This window comes from Nocardia sp. NPDC049935 (assembly GCF_055586645.1).
On record NZ_JBVJHV010000001.1, the window covers coordinates 1,113,478 to 1,127,208 of the forward strand.

Annotated in this window: 18 protein-coding genes and 1 tRNA gene; 9 read left to right on the forward strand and 10 right to left on the reverse strand. The window is 64.2% G+C overall.

What is annotated here, in order from left to right; translation table 11 throughout:
* Window positions 1-56: 56 nt before the first annotated feature.
* Complete coding sequence (locus tag ACZ6SF_RS05230) at window positions 57-467, forward strand: RidA family protein (protein WP_466060708.1); 411 nt, start codon at window positions 57-59, stop codon at window positions 465-467.
* Here ACZ6SF_RS05230 and ACZ6SF_RS05235 read toward each other — a convergent pair.
* The 3 genes from ACZ6SF_RS05235 to ACZ6SF_RS05245 all read right to left on the reverse strand — a co-directional run bounded on the left by ACZ6SF_RS05235 (window position 410) and on the right by ACZ6SF_RS05245 (window position 2,212).
* Window positions 410-1,060: a TetR/AcrR family transcriptional regulator gene (locus ACZ6SF_RS05235; protein ID WP_466060709.1), complete on the reverse strand. Its 651-nt coding sequence runs from the start codon at window positions 1,058-1,060 to the stop codon at window positions 410-412. The genes ACZ6SF_RS05230 and ACZ6SF_RS05235 overlap by 58 nt on opposite strands.
* 184 nt (window positions 1,061-1,244) lie before the next feature.
* The gene (locus ACZ6SF_RS05240) at window positions 1,245-1,538 is read right to left on the reverse strand and encodes a DUF1330 domain-containing protein (protein ID WP_466060710.1); all 294 of its coding nucleotides are present in this window, start codon (window positions 1,536-1,538) and stop codon (window positions 1,245-1,247) included.
* Between the two features lie 92 nt (window positions 1,539-1,630).
* Window positions 1,631-2,212, reverse strand: coding sequence for a carboxymuconolactone decarboxylase family protein (locus ACZ6SF_RS05245; protein WP_466060711.1), 582 nt, complete (start codon window positions 2,210-2,212; stop codon window positions 1,631-1,633).
* A 72-nt stretch (window positions 2,213-2,284) separates the two neighbouring features.
* On the opposite strand from ACZ6SF_RS05245, the gene ACZ6SF_RS05250 reads away from it, so the two are divergent.
* Window positions 2,285-2,638 (forward strand): winged helix-turn-helix transcriptional regulator, encoded by a 354-nt coding sequence (locus tag ACZ6SF_RS05250; protein WP_466060712.1) that lies wholly within the window; start codon window positions 2,285-2,287, stop codon window positions 2,636-2,638.
* 407 nt (window positions 2,639-3,045) lie between these two features.
* Window positions 3,046-3,285, forward strand: coding sequence for a hypothetical protein (locus ACZ6SF_RS05255; RefSeq protein WP_466060713.1), 240 nt, complete (start codon window positions 3,046-3,048; stop codon window positions 3,283-3,285).
* A 628-nt stretch (window positions 3,286-3,913) separates the two neighbouring features.
* Here the strand turns inward: ACZ6SF_RS05255 and ACZ6SF_RS05260 are convergent.
* Complete coding sequence (locus tag ACZ6SF_RS05260; RefSeq protein ID WP_466060714.1) at window positions 3,914-4,231, reverse strand: hypothetical protein; 318 nt, start codon at window positions 4,229-4,231, stop codon at window positions 3,914-3,916.
* Between the two features lie 1,202 nt (window positions 4,232-5,433).
* Between ACZ6SF_RS05260 and ACZ6SF_RS05265 the strand changes: the two genes are divergently transcribed.
* Complete coding sequence (locus ACZ6SF_RS05265) at window positions 5,434-5,616, forward strand: hypothetical protein (RefSeq protein WP_466060715.1); 183 nt, start codon at window positions 5,434-5,436, stop codon at window positions 5,614-5,616.
* 289 nt (window positions 5,617-5,905) lie between these two features.
* Here the strand turns inward: ACZ6SF_RS05265 and ACZ6SF_RS05270 are convergent, their stop codons facing one another.
* Window positions 5,906-6,562 (reverse strand): hypothetical protein, encoded by a 657-nt coding sequence (locus ACZ6SF_RS05270; protein WP_466060716.1) that lies wholly within the window; start codon window positions 6,560-6,562, stop codon window positions 5,906-5,908.
* 240 nt (window positions 6,563-6,802) lie between these two features.
* Here ACZ6SF_RS05270 and ACZ6SF_RS05275 point away from each other — a divergent pair, with 240 nt between their 5' ends.
* Window positions 6,803-7,006: a hypothetical protein gene (locus ACZ6SF_RS05275; protein WP_466060717.1), complete on the forward strand. Its 204-nt coding sequence runs from the start codon at window positions 6,803-6,805 to the stop codon at window positions 7,004-7,006.
* Window positions 7,007-7,246: 240 nt separating this feature from the next.
* Here the strand turns inward: ACZ6SF_RS05275 and ACZ6SF_RS05280 are convergent, their stop codons facing one another.
* The 3 genes from ACZ6SF_RS05280 to ACZ6SF_RS05290 are packed head-to-tail and all read right to left on the reverse strand — an operon-like array spanning window position 7,247 to window position 8,933.
* Window positions 7,247-8,101 carry a helix-turn-helix domain-containing protein gene (locus tag ACZ6SF_RS05280; protein ID WP_466060718.1) on the reverse strand — a complete coding sequence of 285 codons (855 nt, stop codon included), beginning with the start codon at window positions 8,099-8,101 and terminating at the stop codon, window positions 7,247-7,249.
* The gene (locus ACZ6SF_RS05285) at window positions 8,098-8,646 is read right to left on the reverse strand and encodes a DUF6879 family protein (protein ID WP_466060719.1); all 549 of its coding nucleotides are present in this window, start codon (window positions 8,644-8,646) and stop codon (window positions 8,098-8,100) included. The genes ACZ6SF_RS05280 and ACZ6SF_RS05285 overlap by 4 nt, the downstream gene beginning before the upstream one ends.
* Window positions 8,634-8,933 (reverse strand): hypothetical protein, encoded by a 300-nt coding sequence (locus tag ACZ6SF_RS05290; protein WP_466060720.1) that lies wholly within the window; start codon window positions 8,931-8,933, stop codon window positions 8,634-8,636. Before ACZ6SF_RS05290 ends, ACZ6SF_RS05285 begins: the two co-directional genes overlap by 13 nt.
* Window positions 8,934-9,365: 432 nt before the next feature.
* Between ACZ6SF_RS05290 and ACZ6SF_RS05295 the strand changes: the two genes are divergently transcribed.
* Both ACZ6SF_RS05295 and ACZ6SF_RS05300 read left to right on the forward strand, forming a co-directional pair.
* Window positions 9,366-9,671 carry a hypothetical protein gene (locus ACZ6SF_RS05295; RefSeq protein WP_466060721.1) on the forward strand — a complete coding sequence of 102 codons (306 nt, stop codon included), beginning with the start codon at window positions 9,366-9,368 and terminating at the stop codon, window positions 9,669-9,671.
* A 141-nt stretch (window positions 9,672-9,812) separates the two neighbouring features.
* The gene (locus ACZ6SF_RS05300; RefSeq protein WP_466060722.1) at window positions 9,813-11,216 is read left to right on the forward strand and encodes a hypothetical protein; all 1,404 of its coding nucleotides are present in this window, start codon (window positions 9,813-9,815) and stop codon (window positions 11,214-11,216) included.
* A gap of 52 nt (window positions 11,217-11,268) precedes the next feature.
* Here ACZ6SF_RS05300 and ACZ6SF_RS05305 read toward each other — a convergent pair whose 3' ends face one another.
* A complete protein-coding gene (locus ACZ6SF_RS05305; protein ID WP_466060723.1) occupies window positions 11,269-11,655 on the reverse strand; it encodes a hypothetical protein in 387 nt (128 codons plus the stop codon).
* Window positions 11,656-11,939: 284 nt separating this feature from the next.
* Between ACZ6SF_RS05305 and ACZ6SF_RS05310 the strand changes: the two genes are divergently transcribed.
* The gene (locus ACZ6SF_RS05310) at window positions 11,940-12,080 is read left to right on the forward strand and encodes a hypothetical protein (protein WP_466060724.1); all 141 of its coding nucleotides are present in this window, start codon (window positions 11,940-11,942) and stop codon (window positions 12,078-12,080) included.
* A 97-nt stretch (window positions 12,081-12,177) separates the two neighbouring features.
* On the opposite strand, the gene ACZ6SF_RS05315 is transcribed toward ACZ6SF_RS05310, so the two are convergent.
* A tRNA-Pro gene (locus tag ACZ6SF_RS05315) sits at window positions 12,178-12,251 on the reverse strand.
* 942 nt (window positions 12,252-13,193) lie between these two features.
* On the opposite strand from ACZ6SF_RS05315, the gene ACZ6SF_RS05320 reads away from it, so the two are divergent.
* The gene (locus ACZ6SF_RS05320; protein ID WP_466060725.1) at window positions 13,194-13,478 is read left to right on the forward strand and encodes a hypothetical protein; all 285 of its coding nucleotides are present in this window, start codon (window positions 13,194-13,196) and stop codon (window positions 13,476-13,478) included.
* Window positions 13,479-13,731 lie beyond the last annotated feature (253 nt).

A 13,731-nucleotide genomic window follows, 5' to 3' on the forward strand; every position in this document is an offset into this window, starting at 1 on the left:
GTCCTTCGAGTACCAGGTAGACATCGGATACCTACATCGCGAAGGAAGGCCCACCGATGCCCGTGCAATACCTGACCCCCGACGGCATGTTCACTCCCGTTCCCTACCATCATGTTTCGATCGCCACCGGTACCCGCCAGGTCCACGTGGCCGGCCAGATCGCGCGCGACGCCGACGGCAACCCCGTCGCCACCGGGGACCTCGCCGGCCAGGTCGCGCACTCCCTGCGTAGTACCGCTCGCGGTCTGGCAGGCGCCGGCGCGACCTTCGCCGACGTGGTCCGGCTCCGCTTCTACGTCACGAACTGGAGTCCGGACAAGTACCCCGCGTTCATCGAGGGTATCGAACGAGTCGCCGGCGAACTGGGCCTGCCGAACCCGCTGCCGCCCCTGTCGGCGATCGGCGTCGACTATCTCTTCGAACCCGACGTCCTCGTGGAGGTCGAGGCGGACGCGGTCCTCGACTGAACCGTGAAGAGTTCGTCGAGATGCCGATCGATCGCGGCGAGGGCGTCGGCGGGGCGGATGACGTCCAGGTCGAGTAGAGGCGCGAGGCCGGTGAGCGCGAGCACACGGTCGGTCTCGGTGTCCGGGTCGCGGTCGGCCGGGATCCTTCCCTCGGCGATCGCCTGCTGGATCAGCGCTTTGACCTGTTCACGTCCCTGGCGAAGCCCGTCGCGCGTTCGATCGCGGATCGTGGTGTCGTGTAGTGCCTCGAGGACGTAGGCGGCATTCATGCGGCTCGTCGCGCGCGCATCCTCGTGCAGCGGCAGCAACTCAGTGAGCGTGAGCCGTAGGACATCTCGCGGATGCGGTGTCGCGCCGAGTTCCTTCAGTCCCCTGGCCACCCGCCGGTCGGTCTTCTCGGCAGCGAAGTCCATGGCGAAGGACAGCAGCTCCCGCCGGGTCGTGAAGTAGTGCTGGAGTTGGCCGTGTGATATCCCGGCTTCCTTCGCGACCTCGCGCAGACTCAGGCCCGTGACTCCCCGCTGATCCACCGACCGCCACAGCGCGCGTGCGATCGTCTCGCGACGCTCACGATGATCGACCTGTTTCGGCACGCTTCCACTCCTCGCCGTTGCGATACGCTCGTAATAATACGGCTGGCTGATAACTGTGCCGAAGATACGCCGAGCCGGGAAGACGGGCAGACGCGCGCACGGCTTCGGCGCCCATATCGTGGCAGGGTGATGCGTAGCGAATGGGAAGCAGTCCTCGACCACAACCGCGCGGGGTGGACCGCGGTCAGTGGGTGCCTTCGATGATGCGGAAGTCGCGCTGGACGCCGTCGGAGAGGGCGGTCAGCGCCTCCTGGTAGGCCGCACTCTCGCGTGCCGCGACGGCCTGCTCGAAGGTGTCGAACTCGATTACGACGGTGCGCTCGGCGATTCCGGCCTCGTACGCCACCACCCGGCTGCCGAGGCTGAGGAGCCGGCCGCCCCCGGCCTTGACGGCCGGACCGGCCAGCTTGTCGTAAGCAGCCACCTTCTCCGGGTTCGAAGTGGGGCCATAGACGCTGACCCAGTAGCCCTTCGGCATGGAACCTCCTGTGTTGGGATGTACATCAGACCTACGGTCGGCCTCGGACGAGTGTCGGCGGGCGAGAGCGAGGCTTGTCGGCGTCGTGATCGTCATGGCGGGGAGAGGAAGTCGGCGAAGCGAGGCGCGCCGGGCTCGTGCGGCACGCGCGTAGCGCGCGCGGCGAAGCTGACGGCGTGGTACCACCCGCACAGCAGAAGTAGATCGAGCAGCTGAAGCTCGTCGAAGACCGACACGAGCCGTGCCCACAGCGCGTCATCGATGTCGGAACGCTCGTGCAGCGCGTCGACGGCGAGGATGAGTAACTGCTCCCGCTCGGACGTCCAGCACTGGTCGGAGGGGCCTCCGTGCACCAACGACGCCGCCTGCTCGCGGGTGAACCCGACCCGTTCGGCGAACATCATCATGTGCACGCCCCACTCGTACTCGCAGCCACACAGCGCGCATGTCCGATCGATGGCGATCTCGCGCTCCCTCATCGTCAGAGTCAGCTGTCGCCCCAGTTCATAGCGTCCCCATTCGTGCATGGCGCCGGCCATCGGGAGGTTCCTGGCGAATATCCGGAACAGCCCGATCGGCGGCACACCCTTGGGCATCATGCGCGCGAGCAGCGCACCGGCCTGGTCTGCGTACGGCGGTTCCAGCGGGGCTATTCGCGACATCGGAGCTCCCATATCGAGATTGTTTCGGAATCAGAAACGCAGAATGGATGCTAGTGTTTCGATAAACGAAACGCAAGGAGGGTCATGCCGACACCACGCCCGGGCGGGCCGGTTCGTGGATCGACTACCGGCCGGCCGATCATGGCGGCCCTGGATCTCTTCGGCCGTCGATGGGCGCTGCGAATTCTCTGGGAACTGCGTACGGGTCCGCTCGGCGCGCGTGCGCTGCTGACGCGGTGTGCCGGTTTGTCATCCAGCGTCCTCTACCAGCGGCTTCGCGAACTCACGTCGAATGGGATCATCGCGCCCTCGGCCGATGGCTATGAGCTCACTCAGCTGGGGGCAGCACTCATACAGGCCATCCGCCCGCTCGACGAATGGGCGACAACCTGGGCGCAGGCGCAAGAGCAGAACGACCAGAATCCTGCGGAGGCATGAGATCGCGGGACGGGACGGCTGCGCCATCTCCGCGGCTGTTCCCAGTGCCTTCGATATGCGCACGGACCTTCGGGTCGACGAGGTTATGAGGGCCCGCTCGGGTAGGAATCGGTCCGTCTGGAGGGTGTACGAGGGTCCGATGGGGGTTGGAATAATCTCTTCGACAGCACGTTTCATGCGCGCGGTATTGGCTATTGTCGCGGGGTTGGTCGGTGTCGCGGCAGTACTGGTGCCGCCGCGGGCGGTGGCGCGGCGATCGCCGCCCGAGTTCGGGCGCATAACGCCAATCCTCCGAACCCGAACAACGTGGCGGCTGCAGCGCGGCTGCGGTCGCCGATACGAAGAAGGCTGCGGACAGGAATGTGCCGCGGGGTCACTACAAGCGCCACCGCAAGGAGATCTGATAGATGCCGGACGAGAAACGGTTGTGGGAGATCCGTCTGGGCGTCATCGCCTCGGAGACGGAAGCACGCGCGGTGGCCGAACAGATCGAGCGCCTGCTGTGCCCTGACCCCGACCACGCTCCTCCATGCCCGATCCCGTGGAGCATCGGCGTCCACGCCGAGGACGAAATGGCCGCGGATCGTCGGGAGGGATACGACCACGTGGTGGAGCAGTATCGGATCGAGTCCGGCAAGGGTCGATAGCCTCTGGACCTGTATTCGATCGGCTCAGGCGTTTCGATGGCCGCAGACCTTCGGCGCTGCGGCCATCGTGCTCTGTTCACCGACCGAGGCGATCTACCAGGGATGGCAACCGTCCAGGATGACCGTGATGACTCCCAAGCAGGTCGCGCTGGCTACGTTCGTATGCCCTTTTCTCCGCCGGGGTCGCAGTCGGTCCGATCAGCCACACCAGGGCGATCGGACCGTGGGAGGCGATTCAGCTCAGAAGGCTCTGGATCCACTCGAATCCGGCCGCCCCTGTCAGTTCAGCGTCGGCCCAATGCAGCGCGCCGGCGGCCGGGCCGAGACCGACCCAGCCCACAGCTTTCGCGGTTCGCCGCCGCCATGCGCGCCGGCGATTGGTGTCGGGCCGTGGAGGGTCTTCAGCGTGCGGGGCACCACCGTGGTTGTTCATAGCCGCGGACGTTATGAAAGTGGGGTGCGCGGGCCGCTCGGGCTGAGTGCGTGGGTGCTCGGAATGGCGAAATATGCGCATTTGCGGGTCCTCCGGACGCCATCAAAAGGGGATGGGTTTAGTCCGGCCCGCAGCCAGTCGACTGGGTGGTACGCAAGCCCGGCCCGCAGCCAGCAGCTCAGCCGCCGCGATAGCTCACTGCTCGGCGGGGGTTTGCTGCTGTGCGGCTTTCGCTTTCAGTGCTTCCATCTCCTCGTCGGTGACGTTGCCGATGAACCGTGCCTGCCAGGGGTGCCTACGGCTGTCGATCCAGACGCCGGCGGAGGTCTCGCGCAGCATCACCTCGCGGTACCAGTCGACCTCCGCGGGGGCGCTGGCTTCCATCTCGCGGATCTTGTCCGCGCGCAGAGTGGTTGCCCAATCGATCTGCTTGGGCGAACCCGTGAGCTCGGGCCACCCGGCGTCGCGGGCCGAGGTCGCGTTGGCTGTGATGACGTCGTCGTGCTCGCTCATGGCTTCGATGGTGCACCCGCCCACCGACATCCTGGGCGCTGACCGATTCAGGGCGCGGTCATCCGTTGCAGGTGTTCGCGGGTGGTGGTCACGTCGCCGAGGGCGCGGTGGCCGCTGCCGTTGGGCAACCACCGGTAGCTGCGGGCATGGTCGGTGCGGGGGGTCATCACGTCGGCTTATTGCGCCGAGCGGGTCGGGTGGGTGCGGGGGGAATCACCAGCAGTTGTCACTATCGCTGGTACTTGTGGAAATCGCCGCGTGGTTCGGGTTGCCGGTACGGGTGACTGCCTGCTCCTACGCTGGGCGCGTTGATCTTCTGTGTCCAGATTCTGATGAAAGGACCACTGTGATCTCTCGCGTTTTCGTCGCCGGGTTCGTTGTGGCCGGCGTGGTGGGCGCGGCGCTGTCCGTTCCGGCCGCCGCCCAAGGACCGAACTCTCCGCGCGACCCGTACTACAGTTGCACGACCGGCAGGGCTGTTGGAGCGAGTGTCAGCGGCAGCCACTGTGAGGGCTTCAATGGAGCTCGCACACAGGTCGCCGACCTCACGAACGTGAACGTACTGTTCCCGGTCAACAGCGAGGAAGAGGGTCAGGCTTTCACCTGCCAAAAGGTCAGGGTGAGGAGAGGTGAGGTGAGGGGTGTGGGATGCACGCCCATCTCGCCGCCAAACCCCTGACTGTAGCTTTCCCACTGCGGAATGGTGTGGTAGCGCCGTAGAAAAGCCCTCGCCGTCTCGGCGGGGGCTCCTTTGCGTCCATGAGAAGGTGTCGAGCCGCCGCTGCCCGGGGTCCCGGTAGCAATCGCAGAAAAAACAACTGTCACCCGATCGTGCAGCAGCCCCGATGTACTCCCCCCTAGAGTGCCTACACCACAGCCGGACAGGAGCTCGAGCTCGGGGGCGCCGCACCAGATCGAGCGGGTTGGCCGCAGTGCCGACGATGCGAGCAACAGGCTCGCCGAGTCGATGCTCGATTGCCGTGAGCAGATCGGGCAGGGCCGGATCATCCGCAACACCACCTTGACCGAGCTGGCCGCCGAACTGCTGCGTCGAAGCGATCCGAGAAGCCTGCAATGACCTCGAGGTCACCTCCTGTCCCAACCTGCGAGGCCTGCTGTTCCCGGCGCTCAACGGCTCGCTGCGCAATCCCAACAACTTCGGCCGCACCTGGCGAGCAGCCCGCGGCGTGAACTTCCCCTGGGTGACGCCTCGCACCTTCCGTGAGGGCGCAGCCACCGCGGTCGACCACGCCTACGGCGATCCTGAGCGCGCGGCCCGCCAGCTCGGCAATACCCGCGCGGTGGCCAAGGCCCACTACATCGATATCCCCGAGACCGTGCCCGACTATCGAGAGGTTCTCGAGCGCTGGGCGCCGGGCCGGTAGGGGCCGAAAATGTGAGATTTTGGTGAGATCGTGCCGGAAACGCTCAGGTCACCACAATGAGAAACCCCTCCGACCGCTTGTCAGGAGGGGTTCTCTGTGTCGGGCTGACAGGATTTGAACCTGCGACCACTTGACCCCCAGGGAACTGGAAGGTCTGGTCTCCCGGTCCAGACCCTAGAACCGGCCAGGTCAGAGGTGGTTGCCCCGTATAGGGTGCGGGTCAAGTGCGCTCGTGTGCGTGAACGATGGCACATTCTTGGCACCATGGTTCGCTGTCATTCGGTTGCTTTCACCGGCGGTTTCCCGCCTTCTTCCCGTCGCGCTGCGCCTTCGCCTTGCCATCCTTCTTTGACCGCCCGATCTTGTCGGTGATCTGTTGAGAGCGCTCGCTGCGAGCCGATCGGAAGGCAGTCATCGCCTCGTCGATAGCTAGTCGAAGGGGCCCGTCGTCCGGGCGATCCCACTCGGGATTCCGCAGGATGTCCCAGTAACTTTCGAGTGCCGTGATCGCGCCTTCCATCTTCTCCGAGGCGTCAGACAAGCCGAGCAAGTCCAGCTTCGTTGCTTCGATCCTGCACGCGTCGAACGAGTCGCCGAGCATGGAATATGCGTCACGGTGCTTACGAGTGCGTTCAATCCGGCCGTATTCGTCTTCTTCCTCAGCCGGATCACCTCCGTAGAAGTTGTTCTTCATCTCGATTAGCAAGGTTTGCAGCACTTCCAGCGCCCCCGCTGCGGACACGAGAACCTCGGTGATCCGGGCGAGCTCCCGTTCGTCGAATTCAATCGAAAGCTGCCGTCGCTGGCTATTGATCTGGCTCTGAACACCCCAGAACGCCAGACCTGCGGCGACGATCACCAAGACTCCGCTGACAATCGTCGCGGCGGGTTGGGTAAGCCAGTCCCACCCGAACGCGGTCGCTTGTTGGGCGATGACTGTTCTCATCGTGCCTCCGCTAGTGACTGATCCGTGACAGAGCAAGCAGCCTACTGGCGCCGCCGACAGGCACCGCTGCGGTTCCTGCCCTCTGGCGTGTCTGCTCGGACCTTCACCGATCCGCCCTGAAATGTCGGTCGGTCGTGTTTCACTTCCCGCTATGCAGCCACAATATGGTCAGAAGCGCGTAGGAGCCGGATCGGTATCGACCGGCGATGTTGAGTTCGGCCCGGCCCCGGCGGCGGACGCATGATGGAGGTCGGCGAAGTCCGGATGGAGTCCCAGAATGGTCAGACGGTGTACTCCTACATCGGGCAAACCTACAACCTCGACGCGGGTGAGCTCGGCGGACAGATGAGCGGCACTCCAGGATCTGTCGAGACGTGGAAGATTTCGGATACCGGGCAGGTCGACAAGCGCGTACCGATCGCTGAAGCCGATTGGCGTTCTTGACCAATTCTGTTGATCTCGCGTGCGCCGCTCGGCAACCAACCACGTCGTTTTCGAGCGGTGCAGCCATTGCGCACCAGACAGGAACCACACGGGTGTCCTCCGCGTCTGTTCCTGCAGGGCACCGGAACTGAACCCAATCGACCCGTACGAGCCACCCGCAGGCGATGGCGCCGAAGTAGTGGGCAGCGGTGCAGCCGCGTGGACGGAATGGCTCGATGACCACCGGGGGCCGGCCACCGACTAGCCGAGTATCGATAGGCGCTCGTGCCGGGAGGCCGCATCCGCGACGATGTCCACCGCCTCGCGGCCGTGCACGGAGATCTCGTGCATTGCGGCGAACGTGTGGCCGTAGACGGCGATCTCGGACGGGCGGGTAATGGTCAGCTCCGCGCTGATCGTCTCCACCAACACCGACTCGCGATCGAACATGGCAAATCCGTGGGAGCCCAGGAGCATGTTCGCGTCCAGCGGCACGACTGCCAGGTCCACCCGTGGGTTGCTGGCCTCCTCGATGAGCTTCCCCATTTGCTCGATCATCACAGCTCGGGATCCGACCACCTGAAGTAGTGCCGACTCGGCCACGATGAACGCGAACCGCCGTCGGCCGGTCCGCAACACATGCTGCCGGGCCATCCGTACCAATACGGCTTCGTCGATATCGTCGCGCCCCCCGGGAATCTGGCTTCGGCACTCCACCAGCACGGCGCGCGCGTAGTCGGCCGTCTGTAGCAGGCCGGGAATCACCGCGTTCTCGAACCACCGAACATGCTGGGCGCGGCCCTCGATCTCCAGGGACTGCCGCTGCCGATGCGCCCGCCCGGAGGCGACCACCCGCCGCCATTCGAGGTACATGGATTGGACGTTCCGCAGCGTGGCAACGAGATCGTCGTAGGCCAGCATCGAGTCGGTCACGCGGCACCATTCCAGCAAGTCGTCCTCACTGGGTTGCTGCTTGCCCAGCTCGATCCGCGACACCTTGGACGGGTGCCAGGTGCACCGCTCCGCCATGTCCTTGCCGGATAGGCGCGCATCTTTCCGGAGATCACGCAGCCGGGCCCCCAGAGCCGCACGCGCCTGCCCGACATTGCTGCTCACCGGCTGACATGCTCCGATTGCGTGTATTCGGCAAGGCCGATGCCCTGGGTCCACAGCCGACGCCATACGCCGGAGCACAACTCGGCGATCACCGGATCGGTGGATACCGCAAGTCCGGCCGCTGCACCGTCTCCGTCCACGGTGTTGAAGGCGACGGTGGCATCGTCGAAAAGCCAGAAGTCGTCCTGCGGCACCGGTCCATCGACGAGATGCCGGGGCACGTACCGGATCTGCTCGCCCGCCGCCGCGTTATCAGCGCTGGCCTCGATCAGCCACTGGGTGTACTCGGTGTGGGGCACCGTCACTACCCGAATGCGCTGCACGGCAACCCCGCGTGCCACCGCATCGGCAACCAGCGCGCACCACTCGCGGTCGCCCTCGGTTTCAACGATTTCCCGCGATTCACGCCAGCGGGCGAGTGACTCCTCCTCGTCCTCCACCCGATAGACATCCTGTACCTCGACATGCACAGCGCTGGACCGCGCCGCCCGGAAATACTGCTCAAACACCCCTGCGCCGGACAGGTCTCCGCTCACTCCGCGCATCGCGGAACCTCCACCGCCATCTCACCCGGCGAAAGCAGCAACTGAGCGCGGATCTCGTCGGAGACGGGTTGCCCGGGTACCCGCACGAGTTGCGCCGAGTCGATGCGCTCGACGGCGATCGTCGTGCCCGGTTCGGCCCACTTCAGCAGTTGCGCGTGCGGAATCAGCACCGAGCGGCCTCCAGCAGCGGCCAATCCCTGCACGACCAGGGTGTCATGGTCGGTGGCATACAGCGCCGGGCACTGCCCGTTCTTGGACCCGGAGCCGAGCATTCTCAGTACGGTCATGGCGACGTCCTTGCTCTCAATGAGATACGTGTACTGCAATTCTCCGTGGTCCTATCCGGCCTTGCAGCAGATTGCTGCGCAATCACGCGCAATTATGTAGAGCGGGATATAGGGGTGTCCTTAGCGTCGAATGTGGTCCCCAACCCACACTCCCACACCGCCGAGGTCCCTCATGCGCCAGGAGATACCCGCCCTCACCAGCCGGTCGAGACATCGAGCCGCCATTCCTAAGCACTACGCGCCGGTCGACCTGAAGCTACTGAGCCGCCTCGCGAGCGGGCTACGCGCGAGCCTCCCGCACCTGCACGGGACGTGCCGGTTCACCGACCCGATCCGAGGCCGATCCCACGCGTTCCATGTGATGGACATCCATCGCGGGCACCGCTGCCGACGCTGGCACATGGCGGTCGAGTATGTGACGGATGTGACCGCATGAGCGTACGAAGCGCGGTCGCCATGTGTAACCCGGACTTCGACAGCCGCGACCTCGAGCAACTGGCCGACCACCATGACTTCGATCTCGTGCACACGGTGTTCATCAACCCGATGTCACCGCATGCGCCGCTTATCGCCGCGCAGCACGTCTTGGATTCCGACGCGGCGGCGGTCGTGGTCCCGGAACTCACCACCAACGATGTGCGAGCGGCGCGGGCGTGGCGTGCGGTCATCGCTCTCGCACATGTGGTCACCCTGGACGGGATGGTCGAGTGCTGCCCGGACGTGATGCCTGCCAGGTGAATGAACGAAAGATCGCCCCCGCCCATCCGGAGATCGGATAGACGGGGGCGTTTCGCGTCTGCTCTTCGTCGTCCTCTTGGCTTTCTGTCAGCTTCCGCGCGTAGGCTCCGCTGGCATCCAAACCGAGAGGAACCGACAGGGATGTTGGACTTCGATGTGTCACGCCTACCTTCGTCGTCAGCCGAGTGGCAGGCGCTCGTCGCGGCACTCACGAAGACCGATGACTACTCCGAAAAGCACTATCTGGAGATGAAGTCACAGCTGAATTTCCGGGATAGCAGGGAAGTCGCGAAGATCACCAAGTTCATTCTCGGGACCGCGAACCGCATGCCGTATATCGCCGAAGAGTACTTCGATGGATACGCGCTGATGGTGCTCGGCGTGAAGAAGGGCAGCGCAGAGGGCATCGAGAACCCGCCGGAAAGCAAGGATCTTCGCAGGAAAATCCAGGCTTACTTAGGTAGTAACCCTAGTGGCTGGGACATGTTGCACCTAGATGGTGACAGCGGTGATCCAACCCGACGAGTTGTAGTAATCGTGGTCGATCCACCACGGTGGGGCGACCCGATCCATGCTTGTTACCGGGAGCTCAAGATGCAGGTTCCGACATTAAAGCCGGGCGAGACCTGCCCATCAGGAAAAGCGTGTCCACACAAGGTCAACCGTGCAGATATCTTGCTTGATAATGGACAGATCTGGTTTCGTCCCGACGGGGAGACCAGATTGGCTACTGGACCGGAGATTGAGCTTCTCTTGCAGCGTGCTATACGGAATCGACCGGCGAAACCCTCTGTGCGGATACAGGGCAGGATCGTAAGGCCGAGATACTCGTCCAAACTCATTGGCCACTACACGCAAGTGTGGTTCGGACACCACGCAAACGCGGCTGAGAACGCGAAGCGGCTAGGGCGCACATTCGGTGAGCAAAGAACCGTGGAGTCCTATATGCAAAGCGTCGAAAACTGGATGGCCAAGGTCGAGGAGTCGTGGCCGGATTTGGTCGAATACGCTGCTCAGCTCACGGCAAGTGAGGAAATTTCGCTCACTGTCATGAACGATGCCGACATCTACCTCAAGCGTCCGAATATTCAGGTTCAGTTTCCGTATCCCGTATGGGGTGTCGAAGTGGTAGACGAAGACGATTTCGATGTCACCGAAGTCCTACCTAAACCTCCGAGAACATACAACGTGGACGTCCTAACTCCGTACCCCATCGGCGGTAGTATCCCAGTCATTTCGCCTCCGAGCTTCCACCATACCGCCCAGCAATTCGACGCTATTGAGTGCGACCATGACGACGACGGAGAGTACGTTGAGTTGTCTGTGAAGCTCGAGGATCTGCGTGCAGGTGTTCCCCACAAGGTTCCGCCGAATGGGGTGCTGCTACTTACGGATGATGAGGATTCGCAGTCCTTCACCGGTCAGTGGTCGGTCTCGGCGGCCGATCACGACCATCCTCCGTACACGGGAACAGTTGAGGTGGAGGTCATAGACGTCGACCTCACCAATACCATCGAACGCCTGTTGAACTGGCCGAAGCGGTAACGAAGAGCTTCAGGACGTACGAACCATTGCGGCGCGAGTTCCACACCCACGCTCAAGGTCTGTAGACCCTCACGTAGTTGGTGTCCGCCGTCGTGCAGCTCGGGCTACTGCTACCCGAGTCCCGGACCGCTTCCAGCCGGATGAGATCACCGGCGATCACGGTGAGGCCGGTAATCGAGACAGTGGCGATGCCGGAGGTACTCGGCGGCATCGTGACCGGTGTGCCGGTGGCCAGGACCACGCCGGATCGAGTCAGCCGCATAGTCACCGTCCTGGTGAATCCGCTCGGTGTGTTCCATGTGACCTGGGATTCGACGGTGATGCCGGTACCGGAGGACTGGACGACCAGGTCCGAGCCGGCCACCGAGGAACCCGGATAGTTCACGGTGTCGGCCACCCAGCCCAGCACCTGGGCATAGCTCGTACCGGTTGTGGTCACCGAGTGGGTACCGGACTTGGTCATCTGCGAGGGCAAGAAGGAATCTGCGGGCGGCACCACTACCAAGCACGGCATCAGGTCAGTCCCCCGATCTCGACGACCAGCCCCTTACGCAGAAGGCGGAAGCCCTGGCGCTGGGGATCCCTTGGACCGATGACCGGCTGATCGCCGTTCACGCCGATGGGACGCCGGTCCGGCCGGAGTGGTACAGCGATGAGTTCCAGCGGATCAGCCAACGCGCCGGTCTCCGGCGGATTCAGCTGAAGGGGCTGCGGAACACTTCGGTGTCGCTCATGCTCGCGCTCGGTATCCCGGTGCACATCGTCGCGGCGTGGCATGGCCATGACCCGGCGGTTTCGCTGTCGATCTACAGCGATGCACAACCCGAGGATTTGAAGGCGGCGGGGGCCGCTCTGTTCGGGTGATCTGAAGAAAGTATGCTCTCCGTGCGTTGACACGTTCTTGGCACATTCACCGTGCCGAGCGGGGTTCCCGGAGAGTGGAAACCCCCTCTGACCTGTGTCGGGCTGACAGGATTTGAACCTGCGACCACTTGACCCCCAGTCAAGTGCGCTACCAAACTGCGCCACAGCCCGTCGCGCCCGGTGCCCGGGCGCTCGATGAGATTACCTCAGACAGGCTCAGGAGAGCTAATCGGCAGGTCGAACGGGGTGTTTGCCCGCCCTCAACCCGACCGGCAACATCATCGGTGAAGGGTTTCGGATCATGGGAGTGGGATCCCTCGCGGCGAGGTCGGCTTCGATTGGGACCTCGGTGGCCCGTGACTCAGGATTCGAGCCTTGCGTGAATCGGCCACCCGCGAGTGGCGGCGACGCCGGGTTGCAACTCCCCTGTGGGCAGCCTGGTGGACCGTCCGGCCTCGCCTTCATCGGTAGTCGGCGAGCCTCCGAGTGCATTCGGAGGGAACATATTTCGGATGTTGCGTATTGCGCAGCGGCAAATCCGTTGCTCGTTGGCAAGACGCCGAGCGGTCGGTGGTCACCCGCGGGATAGGGCATCGGGTCGGCCCGCGCGCAGGTGGTCGATCAGGAGGTCGAGGGCCGGGTCGGTCGGCCCGGTCCACCCTAGGACCTGGACTCAGCCCTGGCTGCCGGCGATGAACGCCGCGGGGGTGCTCCTGCATGCGCGTAGGCACGGAGCAGAGCGGGATGGGGCCGTCGAGGAGGTGGGCACGGGATTCGCTGGGTCGTCAGGGGTGTAGCCACAGGTCCCAGCCGAGGCATGCCAGCGCGGCGGTGAGGGTGCCGACGGCGAGCGCCGCCGCGATCGACCACCCGTCGCATGTCTCGGCGGTTAGGAGAAGAGCGGCAGGCACGGCGAACCCCAGGGTCAGTAGTGGCCCGGCGTAGCGATGGCGGATCGGAAGTGGTCTTTGCACCCGTCGTAACGGCATGGCCGTTCCTCTCGAGATCGATGGGGTGATGTGTTCACTGTGCCCGCCGGGCGGAGCCGGGACTGCGATCCTTACGCGATTCGAACACCTCTGTCGGCGGTGATCGGGGTCTAGGCTGCCCGATATGGAACCGGTTCCCGACGATCTGCCGCCGGCCCGAAATGGCGCCGGGTTGACGGCCCTGATGCTCGGTATCGTCGCGGTCGCGTTCCTTTTCATCCCGTTCGCGGGAGAGATTCTCACCGCGCCGGCGGGTGTGGCGGCGGTGATAGCAGGTTTCGTCGGCTGGGACCGGGTCGACCGCGGGGTCGCGACCAATCGGGCCGATGCGCTCATCGGTGGCATCCTGGGCATCGTCGCGCTCATGGTGACGCTGCTGATCTACGCGGCGACGAGCGGGACCGGCTGATTCGTCGACGGCAGGGTCAGGATGACGTGAAGATCCGCCTGCGGTCCTTCACGTCGGGGGCATCCGCGTGGACGCTTGCCTGGTTCGATTCGTTCGGTCTCGGAAGAGGGAGCCCACGCCGTGGATGATCTGGTGCCCGTTATTGTGGTCTTCGGCGTATTCCTCGTCGCAGTCCTGGTGCTTCGATACGCGAATGACCGTTCGGGGCAGCGGGAGCGGAGGACCGGCGATCTCGACGGGGCGCGGCCGGGCG

Excerpts from the sequence above, each read along its gene's own strand:
- ACZ6SF_RS05260 (WP_466060714.1), bottom strand. The coding sequence starts at position 4,231 with ATGAGCGAGCACGACGACGTCATCACAGCCAACGCGACCTCGGCCCGC.
- ACZ6SF_RS05255 (WP_466060713.1), top strand. The coding sequence starts at position 3,046 with ATGCCGGACGAGAAACGGTTGTGGGAGATCCGTCTGGGCGTCATCGCC.
- ACZ6SF_RS05230 (WP_466060708.1), top strand. The coding sequence starts at position 57 with ATGCCCGTGCAATACCTGACCCCCGACGGCATGTTCACTCCCGTTCCC.
- ACZ6SF_RS05300 (WP_466060722.1), top strand. The coding sequence starts at position 9,813 with ATGTTGGACTTCGATGTGTCACGCCTACCTTCGTCGTCAGCCGAGTGG.
- ACZ6SF_RS05270 (WP_466060716.1), bottom strand. The coding sequence starts at position 6,562 with ATGAGAACAGTCATCGCCCAACAAGCGACCGCGTTCGGGTGGGACTGG.
- ACZ6SF_RS05275 (WP_466060717.1), top strand. The coding sequence starts at position 6,803 with ATGATGGAGGTCGGCGAAGTCCGGATGGAGTCCCAGAATGGTCAGACG.
- ACZ6SF_RS05295 (WP_466060721.1), top strand. The coding sequence starts at position 9,366 with ATGAGCGTACGAAGCGCGGTCGCCATGTGTAACCCGGACTTCGACAGC.
- ACZ6SF_RS05245 (WP_466060711.1), bottom strand. The coding sequence starts at position 2,212 with ATGGGAGCTCCGATGTCGCGAATAGCCCCGCTGGAACCGCCGTACGCA.
- ACZ6SF_RS05240 (WP_466060710.1), bottom strand. The coding sequence starts at position 1,538 with ATGCCGAAGGGCTACTGGGTCAGCGTCTATGGCCCCACTTCGAACCCG.
- ACZ6SF_RS05290 (WP_466060720.1), bottom strand. The coding sequence starts at position 8,933 with ATGACCGTACTGAGAATGCTCGGCTCCGGGTCCAAGAACGGGCAGTGC.
- ACZ6SF_RS05285 (WP_466060719.1), bottom strand. The coding sequence starts at position 8,646 with ATGCGCGGAGTGAGCGGAGACCTGTCCGGCGCAGGGGTGTTTGAGCAG.
- ACZ6SF_RS05320 (WP_466060725.1), top strand. The coding sequence starts at position 13,194 with ATGGAACCGGTTCCCGACGATCTGCCGCCGGCCCGAAATGGCGCCGGG.
- ACZ6SF_RS05250 (WP_466060712.1), top strand. The coding sequence starts at position 2,285 with ATGCCGACACCACGCCCGGGCGGGCCGGTTCGTGGATCGACTACCGGC.